A 16214-nucleotide genomic window follows, 5' to 3' on the forward strand; every position below is an offset into this window, starting at 1 on the left:
CCCTGCCACGTTTTAACAACAATTTAATTATATAACACCAGTTAAATATCGCAAGAGCTTTTTCGGTGTAAAAAAATTTTCGGATAAATACACAAAAATTTCAGTGAAATGTTTGTGATTTTCGTATAAGAATTAAGCCAATTTTGTCAGTAAAATAGCGTTAATTAGCGGTATTAATGGTACTTATAATCACCTCTTATCGAAGTCTTTTTGACTCAAATTTTGATAGTGTTTGAAGATTATTTTTTACTAAATCAAATCGATCTTCAATTGTTCCTTCGTGTCCAGAAAGATCCAGTGACATTTCAATATCCGTCATTAAACGATCATCAATTTTATTTCGAATAGCAAATAAAATTTCTAATTTTTCACCATAACTTTCTGCATCAAGGAATGCAAGCAAATCTTTATTTACCATTCCGTATTCATTATCTACTTCTGCTTGCATTTCCGAAGTAAGTGCATTGCTAGAATCTGATACACTTGTATTACTAGTGTTTGTTGCATTAGCATTAATAAAGTCAGTTCCATTGGCATTATTAGAGTCTAATGCAATTTTAATTTCTTTGCTTTCTTTTGTATTGATTAATGATTCTCTTTCTATTTTTTCAAAACGATACACTTGTGTAACGTCCGGATATTTTACCCTATCTACCTCTTCTAAAAACATCAAAAGAGGTCTTGCATACGCTCTATAATCGCCGTATAATGCCAGATAAACTACAAGTGGCTCCTCTGTTTCCGTATGAGTTGCAACGGTAATAATCTGATATAAATTTCCTTTAAAGTGTCGGTATAAATCTCCAGGTTTTGGTGTTCTATTATTCAATAATACTTCCCCTCTCTTTCTTATGCTTCTTACGATAATCTAAATAATACTCTGCATATTCTTTTGTGACTAATCTACCTTTAATTAATTGATTTATGTAAGTTTCAAATACATCAAAGGATATCTCAGCTTCAGCCAATGCCAAAAGAACCGCTTTTATTTTTCGTTTATAATCATTTACCGATAATATGCCATCCTTTAATAAAATATTTAATTTATATGCTGAAGTAAAATAAGGCGAGAACTTCTTCGAATAGATTTCTTCTTCCGGAAGAGAAAAATCCACTTGCAAAAAGTCAATGAGTGATTTTACAGAAGTGTTCGTTATTTTAAAATCCGTGGAAAGAACATATAAGTTTTTCTTATATAAAGTCTTTATCCCAGCTCCTTCTTCATACACGGTAGGTAATAATCCGGAAAAAGCAAGGCTTATAAAGGATGGAGTTTTAAACTCTTGATAATCCTCAAAATGAACACTAGCTCCTTTTTCATAGGACATCTTAAGCAATTGTTTCCTTGGAAGTTCGAATTTTTCCGCTTCTTTTCCAATTGTTAGTACATGCAAGTTAGTTTTATCAAGCCACGCATAAGCTGGACATTGCTCTATGCCTTTACTCTTCCAAGAATCAATCATAATGGGAATATGATTCTTTTTCACCTTGTAATAATAAAATATCTTTTTCACACTTGACTCATCATATTGTTCTAGGTAATTATCAGAATCTATAAGTTCATCGGAATCTTTTTCCTGAGTACTATCATGTAAGTTTTGATCCTTGCTTTTTGATACTTTTTCATTTTCTTTCGTTTTCTTCGTATTTTTAGCTTCTATAAAAGTTAATGAATTTATAAATACAAAGGCTAATAAAAAAGCAAATACAGCCACCATTGCCCATAATGGTGATAATAATCGGATTCCTTTTATAACACTAATCACTCCTATCAGGAGCATGAAAAATATAGATATTATATATCTTTTTGTTTTTGAATTCCCATACCTTAGTGCATTTAAAATTCGCCCCATACCTTCTCCTCTTTACAATTATTCATCCCAAAGAACTATACTTTTACTCTGAAGCGATTCACTCACCTTAATGATACGCTGGTTGCTTGAACCACGAAATCTTAAATTAACACTCTTTTTATCTTCTTCAAATTTCCCATCTACTAAAACATCAATATAAGAGATCATTTCTTTTGTCTCTGGCCATTTTTCACACATAGTACCAACGATATCTCTATCAAATAAATATCCTGAATAGCACCATATATCCTTTTCTGGAAATCTTTCTTTTACCTTTCTAAGTAAAGGCAATAACCCTTGTTGATTTGCTCTTTCAAAAGGCTCGCCCCCAAGTAAGGATAAACCTTTTATATAAGAAGAGTCCAATAAATTTAAAATTTCCTCAATGGTTTCTTCCGTAAACATCTTGCCATAATTAAAATCCCAGGCCACTTCATTAAAACATCCTTCGCAATGATGTGTACAACCACTTACAAACAGTGAGATACGGACACCTGGTCCATTTGCTACATCACAGCGCTTTATATCTGCATAATACATTGTTTTCTCCATTCTTTGCAATCGGGTAAAAGTCCTTATGCTTTTAATTTTATATAACACAAAAACGTCCCTTACTGTGTTTATTGGATACAGCAAGGGACGATCTATTAATTAAACATGAAGTACTCTTGCATTAATCTCTTTTGTTTTACCAACATTCCAGAAATTTTCACCAAGATATCCGCATGTTCTACGAGTCACATTCATTTTAGAATGATCTTTGTTACCACAGTTTGGGCACTCCCATTCTAAATTGTCATTGATAATGATTTCGCCATCAAATCCGCATACATGGCAGTAGTCGGATTTTGTATTAAATTCTGCATATTGAATATTCTCGTAGATAAATTTTACGATTTCTTCAAGAGCTTCCATATTATGTCTCATGTTAGGAATTTCAATATATGAAATTGCTCCACCGGAGGAAATCACTTGGAATTGACTTTCAAAAGCGAACTTATTAAACGCATCGATATGCTCTCTTACATCTACATGATATGAATTTGTATAATATCCCTTATCTGTTATATCCTTAATATCACCAAATTTCTCTTTATCAATGCGTGCAAAACGATAGCATAAAGATTCTGCTGGTGTACCGTATAGACCGAAACCAATTCCTGTTTCTTTCTTCCAAGTATCACAAGCTTGTCTTAATCGATTCATAAGCTTAAGGGCAAATTCACTGCCACCTGGCTCAGTATGACTTACGCCTTTCATAAGTTTTGTTACTTCATATAAACCGATATAACCAAGTGAGATTGTAGAATATCCATCATGTAATAACTTATCAATTGTTTCACCTTTATTTAATCTTGCAATTGCACCATACTGCCAGTGAATTGGGCTAACATCGGATAATGTTCCTTCTAGTGCATGATGTCTGCACATAAGTGCTTCATAGCAAAGAGCAAGTCTTTCTTCTAATAATGGCCAGAATACTTCCTCATCTCCTTGGGCAATAATACCAATCTGTGGCAAGTTAATACTTACAACACCTTGGTTAAAACGGCCTTCGAATTTATAGTTTCCATTCTCGTCCTTCCATGGAGTTAAAAAGCTTCGGCAACCCATACAGCTAAATACATTTCCTTCATAGTTTTCACGCATTTTCTTCGCTGAAATATAATCTGGATATAAACGTTTTGCAGAACATTGTACTGCTAACTTTGTAATATAGTCGTATTTGCCACCTTTTAAGCAATTATGCTCATCTAATACATAGATAAGTTTAGGGAACGCAGGAGTTACATATACTCCTTTTTCATTTTTAATTCCCTGTAGACGTTGACGAAGTACTTCCTCGATAATCATCGCATTCTCTTCAATATATTCATCGTCTTTATCAAGATTTAAGAATAGTGTTACGAAAGGAGATTGTCCATTTGTAGTCATTAATGTATTAATCTGATATTGAATGGTTTGTACACCAGATTTTAATTCATCTTGTAAACGTTCTTGAACAATTTGCTCGATTACTTCATCGGATAACTGTCCTTTGAAACGTTCTTGATAACGTTCTTGATATTTTTTATAGCTATATCTTAAATACTTACCTAAATGTCTAATATCTACAGATTGTCCACCATACTGGCTACTTGCGACTGCTGAGATAATTTGAGTCATAACTGTACATGCTACCTGAAAGCTTTTTGGGCTCTCAATTAGTTTTCCGTTCATTACAGTTCCATTATCTAGCATGTCTTTTATATTAATTAAGCAACAGTTAAAAATGGATTGTAAGAAATAATCCGCATCATGAAAATGAAGAACTCCCTCATCATGTGCCTTGGATATTTTTTCAGGAAGTAATAATCTTCTTGTTAAATCTTTTGAAACTTCACCAGCAATTAAATCACGCTGTGTAGAGGCAATAACAGCATTTTTATTTGAGTTTTCTTCCATAACGTCCTTATTGCTATTTTTAATAAGGCTCATAATGGATTCATCTGTGGTATTTGCTTTACGAACAAGTTCTCTTGTATAACGATAAATAATATAGGTCTTAGCTAATGTAAACTTTCCATCCGCCATTAACTTTTGTTCTATATGATCCTGTATCTCTTCAACATGCATTGTATCTTTTTTAAGATTTTCAATACTTGCAACTATCTTTTCAATTTTTTGTTCCGTAATTTGCTCTTTATTCTCTACCTCGTCATTTGCTTTTTGAATGGCAAGAAGAATCTTACTTCTGTCATAATCTACAACCCTACCATCACGCTTAATAACTTTCATTTCGTTCATCCTTTCAATTCTGTATGTATCTTACCCGTAAAAATAAGCAAGACCGTCTTAGTTTTGCGCATTCAGACAGCCTTACTTGGGAAGAAGCGTTATGTATAGTATACCACATAAAAAATATTTGTCCACTATATATTGATAGTTTTTTTAAATTTCAATTATATACCACAATATATAGTGGTATTAAATGGTGCCGCTGGTAGCCCGTTTTTGCCAAATAAACTTATATTTTCAGGGTTATCAGCCCATGCATATCGAACATATTTCGGTGAGTTTATTCCATCCCCACATACTACAACTTGTACTCCATTTATTTTTGCTTTTGCTGATAAAAATTTTTTTCCATCTTCACTAATTTCAAAACCATGCAATTCTTTTTCTAAAAAACCATCCTCTGCATACTTAAATGTTAAATAAATTTTATCTTCCACACATTTCATACTTTCATAAATTGGACCACTATAAATGACATCTTCTCCATATGCAACTCTTCTCGCTGCCAATGCTATTCTCTGCCCAACAAGCTTTTTATTTTGTGGATGTAATTCATTGTATTGTCCAATATCAATAGTTACAACCATTGCTGTATGCTTTAGCTTAAGTCCACACTTTTGCTCTTCTCGTAGCTGTGCCCAATGATCCAATTCTTCTACTTGTTCATCATCCAAAAAATTCGGTAGCTGAACATAAACAATTGGTAACTCATTCTCTTGAAATAGAGAACGAATTCCATTGATATATGCTTGAAATAATTCACCATATCCTTTTGGTTTACCAGTGTTTGATTCTCCTTGGTAAAATGCAATCCCTTTGATTGTGTAGTTTCTAAGTGGATACAACATTCCATTATAGACACCTGTTGGTTTATATTGAAACGTAATCGAACTTGGAAAGATATTTGTCCGAAACCCAAGACGATAGTTCCATTCACCAGTAAGGTCAACGCTCTCCTCTTCTGATACCAGTTGGTACGGCATATCTGGTATAAATGCACCTACATTATGGGTGCAAATAAAACGTACGGTAATTACATTGATTCCTTCTTTTAATATCCCCTTAGGTATCTGATATCTTCTTGGTGGATATCGATATGCTGTAGTTCCAACCAAAACCCCATTTACATAAGTTTCATCAGCATCTACTATGGTACCTAATTTTAATTTATTAAATTTATCTTTTTGCTCCTCTGATAAATAAAACTTTTTTTGAAACCATATAGAGCCATAATAGCTTTTAAATTCATCGTCTTTTAAGTATTTTGGTAATTCTATTATATTCCAATTTGATGAATCCACATCTTCTTGAAACCATTTTTCCTTCAAACCAGGATCTTGCTCATTTAAATACTCCATCCATTGTAGGCTTTTTTCTGATTGCGTTTCCAGTGTATGCTTTACGTAATTCTCATCTTTACATAGAGCTAATTCTTCTTCATAACCACCGATCATTCCTATTGCATTTTCACTTAACCAAGCTTCTATTGGTGTCCCTCCAACTGCTGTTTGTATTAAGCCAATTGGAACTTTATATGTCTTATATAATTCTTTTGCAAAAAAATAGCCAGTCGCACTAAAATCAAGAACCTGTTCTGGTGTTACACTCATCCATTCTCCAGCAGTAACTTCATTCACTGGATTTTGAAAATTATATTGCATTGGAACAGCAAATTTCCTAATGTTATTCTCCCATGCGTCCTTTACCTCGTTTTCATAAAGGTCCAGTGTTCTTCTAACTGGCAATTCCATATTGGACTGACCATTTAAAAGCCACACATCACCAATTAAAATATCTTTAATTTTATGTATCTCTCCATCGTCTAAAATCATTTCATAAGGGCCACCTGCCTCTAACGATTTTAGTTTAATTGTAAACTTCCCTAAGGAATCTGAGATTGTTTCATATATTTCTTCTAAAAATATGATTCTAACTTTTGTTTCTGGCTTTGTCTCTCCCCAAATGGATGTCTTTTCCCCGCGTTGCAATATCATTCCATCACTAAGTAATGCAGATAACTTCATATTGACCTCCATGCTGCTATGGTCAGCAAAAATTAATTTAAGTTTACTTAAATTTAGTTGGGTTTAAATATTTACTGTTAACCTACTTTTAAATACCTCAGATTAAATACCTTAAATAGTACTGAATTAAAACTCATAAAAGAAAAAGTGCTATAGTAACTATAGCACTTTTTCCTAATATATACAATATTTTCAAATTATTTTAGAGTACTAAACTTGGTGCAGCGTATACACGAGCTCCAAGTTCACTATCTAACATATACAAACTTTTTGCATCATCACCAAATAATTCAAAACGTTTGATTAAATCATTGCTGTTCTTTTCTTCTTCTCCTTGCTCTTTAATAAACCAATCAAGGAATTGTCTTGTTCTATAATCATTATAAGTATACGTAGCTTCGTAAATCTTATTGATTGATTCTGTTACAGTAATTTCATGAGCCAAAGCTGCTACCAATGGATCTTTTAAGTTTACAAATTCAATATTTGGAGCTTCAATTGGTAATAATTTAACCTGCTCATCATTGTTTAATAAATATTGACGAAATAGTAATGCATGGTCTCTTTCTTCTTGCATCTGAACATAGAACCAATTTTCAAAGCCATTTAAATTATGATCTGAGTAAAAATTAGCCATGTCAAGATAAACGTATGCTGAGTATAACTCTTTCGTAATTTGCTCATTTAACAATTTTGCTATTTCTGAATTTAACATATACATACCTCCATTTTTCTATGTATACTTAAGTTTTTTTCCTTTTAAGTATACAATTTACAATAAGCCTCATTTACTATTTTACGATATTTTTTATCAAATATCAAATTTTTAGTAAAACTTCTAACATTTAGCATTACTTATCTGTTATATTCTATAATTATTATGGAATTTTATTCCAGTATTTATCTATAAAAAAACGATTGCATACGAAATTCATTCGTTTTACAATCGTTAAGATTTCATTAACATACCATTGCATATTCATTTAAAGAGCTATAAGATGCTTTTATATCTAAGAGATTTTTTCTAGTACTAATAATACGCATTGCATCTTCTCTTACCAGTCGGAAAAATTCAAACATCTTTTCTGCTTGCTCTACATTATGATAAACTTTCCAATAACCACATGATTTATAATTCTTCCCATCATTTTTAATATAATCTATAACATCTTCAATTGGGTAACCTAATAAAATTCCTAACTCATGTGGAAACTCCGACTTTTTCGATTTATATGCCACATAACGATTTTTTAAACGATGTATAGTTTCAGTTAAGATATGGTTATTAAAATCATATCCGTAATGAATCAAAAGCTCTTTGTTTTCTTCTTTCATTAAAGTCTTATTCATTACCTCTGGATTATATAAAAATAATGTATAAGATTGTTCCTCTTCGTGGATTAATGAATATTCACATTCAAATTGTTCTAATTCTAACACTAAGAATTTTAAAAATTCTTGTTTATTTTCTATGTATTTTTTATTCACTGTTATCATACAGGATGGTTTAACGCCTAGAAGCGTAGGCATACAGCTATTTGCTAACATATATTTAACATACGAATATGTTTGATTTTCACCAATGTAATATAAAAAGTCTCCCATACAAACTACACTCCTAATTTCTCTTCATTTTCTTTTAGATACTTTTTCTTTTGTTTTATAATATAATATTCCAGTTAGCGTAAACTAACCTGTGAGTAAAATTTAAAGAGCATTTGTTAATATTCTTATAAGATATGCTCTTCTCTTTATGTTCTATATTCTATGTTCTATGTTCTGAATTCTGCATCTAATAAATTTTAAATTATATACTTTGCTTATATATTATTTTATGTTTTATTTTGAGAATGATTTTCATTTTTATATTCATATAATATACCCTTTACCTTCTTTTGTCAATAGTAATTATATGTTTCCAAAACTTTTATAATTAATCAAATCCGCCGTAACTACAACTAACGATTGCAGTCGCTTTTAAGCGTAGCAAGTTATCCGTTTTTTGATATGATTAGCAAGAATCACAAAAGAATCAGAACATCATATGCATTAAAACCGTAACAGGAGTCTTTTGCCTTGTGCAAATTACCATTTACAAAAAGTAAACAGAGATTTGACACCCCAGTCCAAAAACGTAAAAAAATTGTCCCATATATGATAACCATCATATACGAAACAATTTTAAAATCACTATTTCTTAATTCATTCATTATATTTTTTAATTTTAAACCATACTCACATACTCTTATTTTAACTTTTATACTTATTTTATCTTTTATAATAATTCTTATCTCTTGCACTTTCTTTATCTTCTATACTTATTCTTATCATCCTCCGTAATCTCACGAATGACTTTACAAGGATTACCCACAGCTATTACACCGGATGGAATGTCTTTCGTTACTACACTACCAGCTCCAATGACAGTATTATCTCCAATTGTAACACCTGGAAGTACAACGACATTAGCACCAATCCATACATTATTTCCAACGGTGATTGGATAAGCATACTCTAGACCTTCGTTTCTTTGCTCAATATCCAACGGATGCCCCGCTGTATGGAAACCACAGTTTGGAGCGATAAATACGTTATCTCCAAATGTAACTTTAGCTGCATCAAGTATTACACAATTATGGTTCGTATAAAAATTTTCGCCAATTTCAATATTATATCCATAATCACAATAAAATGGAGCAGTGATACAAAAACTATTTTTTGTTTTGCTAAATAGTTTTTTAATTATTTCTTCCTGCTCTTTTACTTGTGATGGTCTCAAATGATTAAACTCATAGCATAAATCCTTACATACTGTACGGTCCTTGATAAGTTCATCATCATAATTTGCATTATACAATAATCCTTTGCTTGCTTTTTCTTTTTCTGTCATTATTTTTGTTTCGTAGTAGACAGTGTAATATGTATGTAAGTATTCTAAAAAAAGCATCCTACTTACTTTGCACATTAAAGTATCTACTACGTTCCCCTTTCTTAATTTATTGTGAATCTTCCATCCATATAAACGAAATAAATGCATCTATCTACTATATTAACTATTATAAAAATTTAGTCAATCCACCTATCACATACTAGAATCTTTGATAAAGTTCTATATATTTTCATTCTCTTTCATATGTCAATATCTTGGTAAACCCCACCTTTCATTTCTAGTGATTTCCCACATCTAATTTTTGCTATTTTTTGTTTATTTATGTTATCTTGCATAAAATATAAAATAATTTCCTATATTTACTTGTAATTTATTTAAAATAAATTATACTTATGGTAATAATAACTGTACAATTTATAAAAATCCATTTGGATTATAGAAAGGATTTATTACTATGAAGATAATAACAGCAAATGACTATAACGATTTAAGCCGTAAAGCAGCAAATATTATTTCTGCGCAAGTTATCCTAAAACCAACAAGCATTCTTGGACTTGCAACTGGATCAACTCCTATCGGTACATATAAACAACTTATAAAATGGTATGAAAAAGGCGATATTGATTTTTCAATGGTTACTTCAGTGAACTTAGATGAATATTGTGGTTTATCTGGAGAAAGCGAGCAAAGCTATCGATACTTTATGGATACCAATTTATTTAACCATATAAATATAAACAAAAATAAAACACATGTACCAAACGGACTTGCAAAAGATTTGGAACAAGAATGTATTAACTACGATACAATGATCAATGACCTTGGTGGTATTGATATGCAATTATTAGGTATCGGCCATAATGGTCACATTGGTTTTAATGAACCTAACATTAAATTTGAAAAAACAACACATATTGTGGACTTAGATAAAAGTACGATTGAGGCAAATGCTAGATTTTTTGACTCCATTGATGATGTTCCAAAACAAGCAATAACTATGGGTATTAAATCTATTATGCATGCAAGACATGTATTACTAATCGCAAATGGACCAGACAAAGAAGAGATAGTAAAGAAAGCTTTATTTGGCCCTATTACACCAGACGTTCCTGCATCCATACTTCAATTACATCCTAATCTAACAGTAATTCAATGCTTTAAATAAGGAGGTTTTTATATGGTATTTAAACATGCAAATGTCTTTATTGACGGACATTTTAAAAAAGTTGATATTGAAACAAAAGATGATCGAATCATTGCAATCTCAGATTCCATTGATTCGGAAGAATTTATTGATTGTACAGGAAAGTATATATTACCTGGATTTCTCGACATCCATTCCCACGGATGCGTTGGTTTTGATTTTACCAATGGTACCGAAGAAGAAATTATTGCAATGTGCAAGTACTATGCAAGTAAGGGTATCACTTCTGTTTTAGCTACTGTTATGACAGAACAATATTCAGTACTAAAACAATCTATGTTAAACATTAAATCTGTAATGCATACCGATTATTCTGGAAGTTCAATTCTTGGAATTAATATGGAAGGCCCATTTTTAGGTGCTGATAAAAAAGGTGCTCATGATGAGAAATATCTTCGTCCAATTGATGAAAATATGTTTAATGAATTAAACGAGCTATCTGGAAATTGCATTCGATTAGTAGATATCGATCCTAAAAAAGAAGGAGCTCTTGAATTTATTAAAAATCATAGTAAAACAAAAACTATTTCACTTGCTCACACCAGCTGTAATTATGATTTAGCTTGTGAAGCCTTTGATGCCGGTGCTACGCATATCACCCATTTATTCAATGCTATGAATGGTCTTCATCACCGTGAACCAGGTTTAATTGGTGCAATGTCAGATTATGATGTTCATGCAGAACTCATTACGGATGGCATTCATATTCACCCTGCCGTAGTTCGTATGATGTTTAAACTAGATCCACAAAAAATGATTATAATTTCTGATTCAATGAGTGCAAGCGGTTTAGAGGATGGCCTTTATTCTCTTGGTGGTCAAGATGTTTATGTAACGAATAAAAAAGCCACCTTAAAGGATGGTACAATCGCTGGTTCTACAACCAACGTACATGAAGCATTGCTAAATTGTATCCGCTTTGGTGTTAAGAAGGAAGATGCTATCTTAAGTGCTACAAAGATACCTGCGAAATCAATTAAAGCTGATCATGAAGTGGGTGAAATAAGTATCGGTAAAAAGGCCAATTTATTAATTACCGATGAAGATATATCCATTGAACAAGTTTTTATAAATGGTAAGGAATTTAATTTATAAGATTTATTTTTATAATATTTATTTTATAATATTTATTTTATAGTATTTAAATTCATATATCGATTTTTATGCAATTACATGCAGATAATTTTTACTTAAAAAAACAAAATATTAGGCTCCATAATAAATAATTTTAAACATAAATTAATACATATCAAACTTATACACTAACATAATCTTAAAATCCCAGATATACAAAAAAGGAACGGTTTCCTCCCTCCTCGTATATCTGGGATTTTATATCTTTGAAAAAATAATACTTATAAAAGAATTGTTAAATAAAACATAGGCAAAATTCTAAAATCAATTATATTTTAGATAAATAAAACAACAGGAAGATCACTTCAACTTCTAAGATGTATTCCCATCTTAAAATATTAAAATATCTTCCTGCTGATTTTTTCATATAAGCCTTGCTAAATTCTATAAGATTCAACCACAACAATTCTTACAAAGCATTTTATTAATAACAAGAGTTTATATATGTTAATCGTGCTAAAACTCTATAACACTGTGAATTTAATACTTAGGTAATACGATTACCATTCTCTTTCACTATACTTATGTGCTTGCTCTAACATCATATCTTTAACTTTCATTAAACGAATTTGAGTACTTCTCTCATTTTCATCTAATTTCATAACAATATACTTAATATTCTCTTGCATTCTTGGAATCATAACATGCTCTAGAGCATTTACTCTTCTTCTTGTTTTTTCAATTTCTGCTGCCATGAGCTGACAAGACTTTTCACATTCAGCCAAACGTAGCATATCTGGCAATACATCGGCCAATGCTTTCACGGAATCATCAAGGTCACTTGAAGTAAATGCATAACCATAGGAATAAATATCGTTTGCATCTGGTGTCTTCGTCTTATACTCAAATACAGGAATCTCTACACTCATAACATTCCTTGTACTTGTTTCTAAGAAAACTTCCTGTTTTGGTGCAAGTAATGCAACATTTAGCACTTCTTCTTGCATAACCGCACGAGCTAACACGAAATTCTTGTTTGCTTCATAAATCTTTTCTTCGACCCGTTCACGTAATGCTTTATTCTCACGAACTAATTCTAGAAATTGACGCATTAATTCATCGCGTTTATCTTTTAAGAGCTTATGCCCACGGACTGCAGTTGTTAACTTTTTCTTTAAGCGCGTTAATTCCATACGCGTTGGATTTACATGCGTTTGCGCCATACCTGCACCCCCTTCTATTTACCATAATACTCGTCTAGATATTCATCCTTGATTCTCTTTAGCTCTGCTCTTGGTAAAATGGATAACAATTCCCAACCAAGAGTTAATGTCTCTTCTATATCACGATTTGCATAATATCCTTGTGAAACATATCTTGCTTCAAATTCTTCTGCAAATTTCGCATATAACTTATCAATATCTGTTAAAGCTGCTTCACCAAGAACAACCATCAATTCCTTCGCTTCTTTACCTCTAGCATAAGCTGCAAATAACTGATTCATTGTGTTCGCATGATCGGCTCTTGTTTTTCCTTCTCCAATACCCTTATCCTTCAAACGAGAAAGTGATGGTAATACATCAATTGGAGGTGTAACTCCCTGACGGAAAAGTTCACGACTAAGGATAATCTGTCCTTCTGTAATATAACCTGTTAAGTCAGGAATTGGATGTGTTTTATCATCCTCAGGCATTGTTAAAATAGGAATTAATGTAATACTACCATCCTTTCCTTTTTGACGTCCTGCTCTTTCATAAAGGGAAGCTAAGTCAGTATACATATAACCTGGGTAACCACGACGTCCTGGAACCTCTTTACGAGCAGCAGATACTTCACGAAGAGAATCCGCATAGTTTGTAATATCCGTCAAAATAACAAGTACATGCATACCTTTTTCAAAGGCAAGGTATTCAGCAGCAGTAAGTGCCATACGTGGTGTTGCGATACGTTCAACCGCTGGATCATTTGCTAAGTTAACAAACATTACAGTACGATCAATCGCTCCAGTTTCACGGAAACTTTCCTTAAAGAAGTTCGCTTCTTCAAAAGTAATACCAATCGCAGCAAATACAACCGCAAAGTTCGAATCGTTTCCACGAACCTTCGCTTGACGTGCAATCTGAGCTGCTAATTCAGCATGTGGCAAACCACTGGCTGAGAAAATAGGTAATTTTTGTCCACGAACTAATGTATTTAGTCCATCAATTGCAGAAACTCCTGTTTGAATAAATTCTTGAGGATAATTTCTTGCAGCTGGATTCATTGGAAGACCATTGATATCCAAGCGTTTTTCAGGTAAAATCTCAGGACCATCATCAATAGGACGTCCAAGACCGTCAAATACACGACTTAACATATCATCGGATACACCAAGTTCCATGCTTCGTCCTAGAAAACGTACTTTACTGCTTGCAAGATTAATACCAGTGGAACTTTCAAATAACTGTACAAGTGCGTTGCTTCCGTCGATTTCAAGTACTTTACAACGACGTCTTTCACCACTTGCTAATTCAATTTCTCCTAATTCATTATAGGTTACATTCTCTACACCATGTACTAACATGAGAGGACCTGCAACCTCTTTTATGGTTCTATACTCCTTTGGCATTAGGCATCCTCCTTCTGTAATAATTCTTCTGTCTGGTTATGTAGAGTATTTAAAATACGATAGAATTCTTCTTCCATAAGCTCTGCTTTTACATACTTAAAACGTCCAATATTTTCTCTTACTGGTAGCTTAACTAATGCATCAATACTAACGCCTTTAGAAAGTGCATCCAAAGAGATATCATAGTAATTAAGTACAAGTTCCATCATGCGATACTGCTTATCAAGAGAGGTATAAGTATCCACTTCATGGAATGCATCTTGATGAAGGAAGTCTTCACGAATGGAACGAGCTGCTTCTAGTTTAAGACGGTCTGGTGCAGAAAGTGCATCCATACCTACTAACTTAACGATTTCATCAAGTTCTGATTCATCATGTAGCATCTTCATAATTCTAGCTCTTAAATCCATATAGTCATCATGAACATTATTATTAAACCATTTTCCTAAACGATCTACATATAAGGAATAACTTGTTAACCAGTTAATTGCTGGGAAATGTCTTCTATAAGCAAGGTTTGAATCAAGACCCCAGAATACTTTTACAATACGTAAGGTAGCCTGAGATACTGGTTCTGAAATATCACCACCTGGAGGGGATACTGCTCCAATTACGGATAATGCTCCTTCTCTTCCTTCTTTACCAGTGGAAATAACTCTACCAGCTCTTTCATAAAATTGTGCCAAACGGCTACCTAAATAAGCTGGATAACCTTCTTCACCTGGCATTTCTTCAAGACGACCAGACATTTCACGAAGTGCCTCTGCCCAACGGGATGTAGAATCAGCCATAAGTGCTACGGAATATCCCATATCACGGAAATATTCAGCGATTGTAATACCAACATAGATGGATGCCTCACGTGCAGCAACTGGCATGTCAGATGTATTGGCGATTAATACAGTTCTTTCCATTAAGGAATGACCTGTTTTTGGATCCTTTAACTCTGGGAACTCATTTAATACGTCTGTCATCTCATTTCCACGTTCACCACAACCGATGTAAACTACGATATCAGCTTCTGCCCATTTTGCAAGCTGATGTTGTACAACTGTTTTACCACTACCAAATGGTCCTGGAACTGCTGCAACACCACCTTTAGCAATTGGGAATAACGTATCAATAACACGTTGTCCTGTTACTAATGGCATATCTGGTGATAGTTTTTCTTTATATGGACGGCCAACACGTACTGGCCATTTTTGCATCATTGTAACTTTATGTTCAGTACCATCCGCTGCTGTTATCACTGCAACTGGATCTTCTATGCGATAATCTCCATCTTCAATGGAAGTTACTTTACCAGAAACACGATGTGGCACCATGATTTTATGAGTAACGATTTCTGTTTCCTCTACTGTACCAATGATGTCTCCAGCTTCAACTTCATCTCCGACATTTACACACTTCTTAAAATTCCAAACAGTTTCTCTCTTTAATGCAGGTAGTTCAACACCTCTTGTTAAACTATTACCCACTGCATTCATGATATCAACCAATGGTCTTTGAATACCATCAAATATACTTCCAATTAATCCTGGTCCAAGTTCAACGCTAAGTGGTGCACCTGTGGATTCTACTGGTTCCCCTGGTCCTAAGCCAGATGTTTCTTCATAAACCTGAATAGAAGCTTGGTCACCATGAATTTCTATGATCTCACCGATGAGTCGTTGATTGCTTACACGTACCACGTCAAACATATCTGCATCACGCATACCTTCTGCAATTACCAAGGGTCCAGCAACTTTTTTAATTATTCCTGTACTCATTGCATTATTCACCT

General features: G+C 32.9%; 13 protein-coding genes. 2 read left to right on the forward strand and 11 right to left on the reverse strand.

Going from position 1 to position 16214, the window contains the following annotated elements:
* Positions 1 to 196: 196 nt before the first annotated feature.
* The 8 genes from BN4220_RS05020 to BN4220_RS05060 form a co-directional block, all read right to left on the reverse strand.
* On the reverse strand, positions 197 to 829 hold the full coding sequence (locus tag BN4220_RS05020; RefSeq protein ID WP_066714361.1) for a DUF1653 domain-containing protein: 633 nt from the start codon (positions 827 to 829) through the stop codon (positions 197 to 199).
* Positions 822 to 1853, reverse strand: a complete 1032-nt coding sequence (locus BN4220_RS05025; protein ID WP_066714363.1) for a hypothetical protein — start codon at positions 1851 to 1853, stop codon at positions 822 to 824. The genes BN4220_RS05020 and BN4220_RS05025 overlap by 8 nt, the downstream gene beginning before the upstream one ends.
* Positions 1854 to 1871: 18 nt before the next feature.
* On the reverse strand, positions 1872 to 2393 hold the full coding sequence (nrdG, locus tag BN4220_RS05030; protein ID WP_066714365.1) for an anaerobic ribonucleoside-triphosphate reductase activating protein: 522 nt from the start codon (positions 2391 to 2393) through the stop codon (positions 1872 to 1874).
* A 111-nt stretch (positions 2394 to 2504) separates the two neighbouring features.
* A complete protein-coding gene (nrdD, locus tag BN4220_RS05035) occupies positions 2505 to 4631 on the reverse strand; it encodes an anaerobic ribonucleoside-triphosphate reductase (protein WP_066714367.1) in 2127 nt (708 codons plus the stop codon).
* Positions 4632 to 4795: 164 nt separating this feature from the next.
* The gene (locus BN4220_RS05040) at positions 4796 to 6655 is read right to left on the reverse strand and encodes a sialate O-acetylesterase (RefSeq protein WP_066714369.1); all 1860 of its coding nucleotides are present in this window, start codon (positions 6653 to 6655) and stop codon (positions 4796 to 4798) included.
* A 202-nt stretch (positions 6656 to 6857) separates the two neighbouring features.
* Positions 6858 to 7370 (reverse strand): ferritin, encoded by a 513-nt coding sequence (locus BN4220_RS05045; RefSeq protein WP_066714370.1) that lies wholly within the window; start codon positions 7368 to 7370, stop codon positions 6858 to 6860.
* Positions 7371 to 7615: 245 nt separating this feature from the next.
* Entirely contained in the window at positions 7616 to 8260 is a 645-nt protein-coding gene (locus tag BN4220_RS05050; protein WP_066714372.1) for a DUF3793 family protein, read from the reverse strand.
* Between the two features lie 700 nt (positions 8261 to 8960).
* Entirely contained in the window at positions 8961 to 9545 is a 585-nt protein-coding gene (locus BN4220_RS05060; RefSeq protein ID WP_197467891.1) for a sugar O-acetyltransferase, read from the reverse strand.
* A gap of 454 nt (positions 9546 to 9999) precedes the next feature.
* Between BN4220_RS05060 and nagB the strand changes: the two genes are divergently transcribed.
* Both nagB and nagA read left to right on the forward strand, forming a co-directional pair.
* Positions 10000 to 10710: a glucosamine-6-phosphate deaminase gene (gene nagB, locus BN4220_RS05065; protein ID WP_066714376.1), complete on the forward strand. Its 711-nt coding sequence runs from the start codon at positions 10000 to 10002 to the stop codon at positions 10708 to 10710.
* A 12-nt stretch (positions 10711 to 10722) separates the two neighbouring features.
* Entirely contained in the window at positions 10723 to 11844 is a 1122-nt protein-coding gene (gene nagA / locus BN4220_RS05070) for an N-acetylglucosamine-6-phosphate deacetylase (protein ID WP_066714378.1), read from the forward strand.
* 539 nt (positions 11845 to 12383) lie between these two features.
* On the opposite strand, the gene BN4220_RS05075 is transcribed toward nagA, so the two are convergent.
* Genes BN4220_RS05075 through BN4220_RS05085 form a run of 3 tightly spaced genes read right to left on the reverse strand, consistent with a single transcriptional unit; the run spans position 12384 to position 16200 of the window.
* A complete protein-coding gene (locus tag BN4220_RS05075) occupies positions 12384 to 13046 on the reverse strand; it encodes a V-type ATP synthase subunit D (RefSeq protein WP_066714379.1) in 663 nt (220 codons plus the stop codon).
* A gap of 14 nt (positions 13047 to 13060) precedes the next feature.
* The gene (locus BN4220_RS05080) at positions 13061 to 14431 is read right to left on the reverse strand and encodes a V-type ATP synthase subunit B (protein WP_066714381.1); all 1371 of its coding nucleotides are present in this window, start codon (positions 14429 to 14431) and stop codon (positions 13061 to 13063) included.
* Positions 14431 to 16200 (reverse strand): V-type ATP synthase subunit A, encoded by a 1770-nt coding sequence (locus BN4220_RS05085; protein WP_066714383.1) that lies wholly within the window; start codon positions 16198 to 16200, stop codon positions 14431 to 14433. Before BN4220_RS05085 ends, BN4220_RS05080 begins: the two co-directional genes overlap by 1 nt.
* Positions 16201 to 16214: the final 14 nt, after the last annotated feature.

Origin of the sequence: Clostridium sp. Marseille-P299 (genome assembly GCF_900078195.1) — a bacterium.
In the GTDB taxonomy this organism is placed as follows: domain Bacteria; phylum Bacillota; class Clostridia; order Lachnospirales; family Lachnospiraceae; genus Lachnoclostridium.

What these genes read in the sequence shown, in the direction of transcription:
- BN4220_RS05025 (WP_066714363.1), bottom strand. Translation starts at nt 1,853, where the DNA reads ATGGGGCGAATTTTAAATGCACTAAGGTATGGGAATTCAAAAACAAAA.
- nrdG (WP_066714365.1), bottom strand. Translation starts at nt 2,393, where the DNA reads ATGTATTATGCAGATATAAAGCGCTGTGATGTAGCAAATGGACCAGGT.
- nrdD (WP_066714367.1), bottom strand. Translation starts at nt 4,631, where the DNA reads ATGAAAGTTATTAAGCGTGATGGTAGGGTTGTAGATTATGACAGAAGT.
- BN4220_RS05040 (WP_066714369.1), bottom strand. Translation starts at nt 6,655, where the DNA reads ATGAAGTTATCTGCATTACTTAGTGATGGAATGATATTGCAACGCGGG.
- BN4220_RS05045 (WP_066714370.1), bottom strand. Translation starts at nt 7,370, where the DNA reads ATGTTAAATTCAGAAATAGCAAAATTGTTAAATGAGCAAATTACGAAA.
- BN4220_RS05050 (WP_066714372.1), bottom strand. Translation starts at nt 8,260, where the DNA reads ATGGGAGACTTTTTATATTACATTGGTGAAAATCAAACATATTCGTAT.
- BN4220_RS05060 (WP_197467891.1), bottom strand. Translation starts at nt 9,545, where the DNA reads ATGACAGAAAAAGAAAAAGCAAGCAAAGGATTATTGTATAATGCAAAT.
- nagB (WP_066714376.1), top strand. Translation starts at nt 10,000, where the DNA reads ATGAAGATAATAACAGCAAATGACTATAACGATTTAAGCCGTAAAGCA.
- nagA (WP_066714378.1), top strand. Translation starts at nt 10,723, where the DNA reads ATGGTATTTAAACATGCAAATGTCTTTATTGACGGACATTTTAAAAAA.
- BN4220_RS05075 (WP_066714379.1), bottom strand. Translation starts at nt 13,046, where the DNA reads ATGGCGCAAACGCATGTAAATCCAACGCGTATGGAATTAACGCGCTTA.
- BN4220_RS05080 (WP_066714381.1), bottom strand. Translation starts at nt 14,431, where the DNA reads ATGCCAAAGGAGTATAGAACCATAAAAGAGGTTGCAGGTCCTCTCATG.
- BN4220_RS05085 (WP_066714383.1), bottom strand. Translation starts at nt 16,200, where the DNA reads ATGAGTACAGGAATAATTAAAAAAGTTGCTGGACCCTTGGTAATTGCA.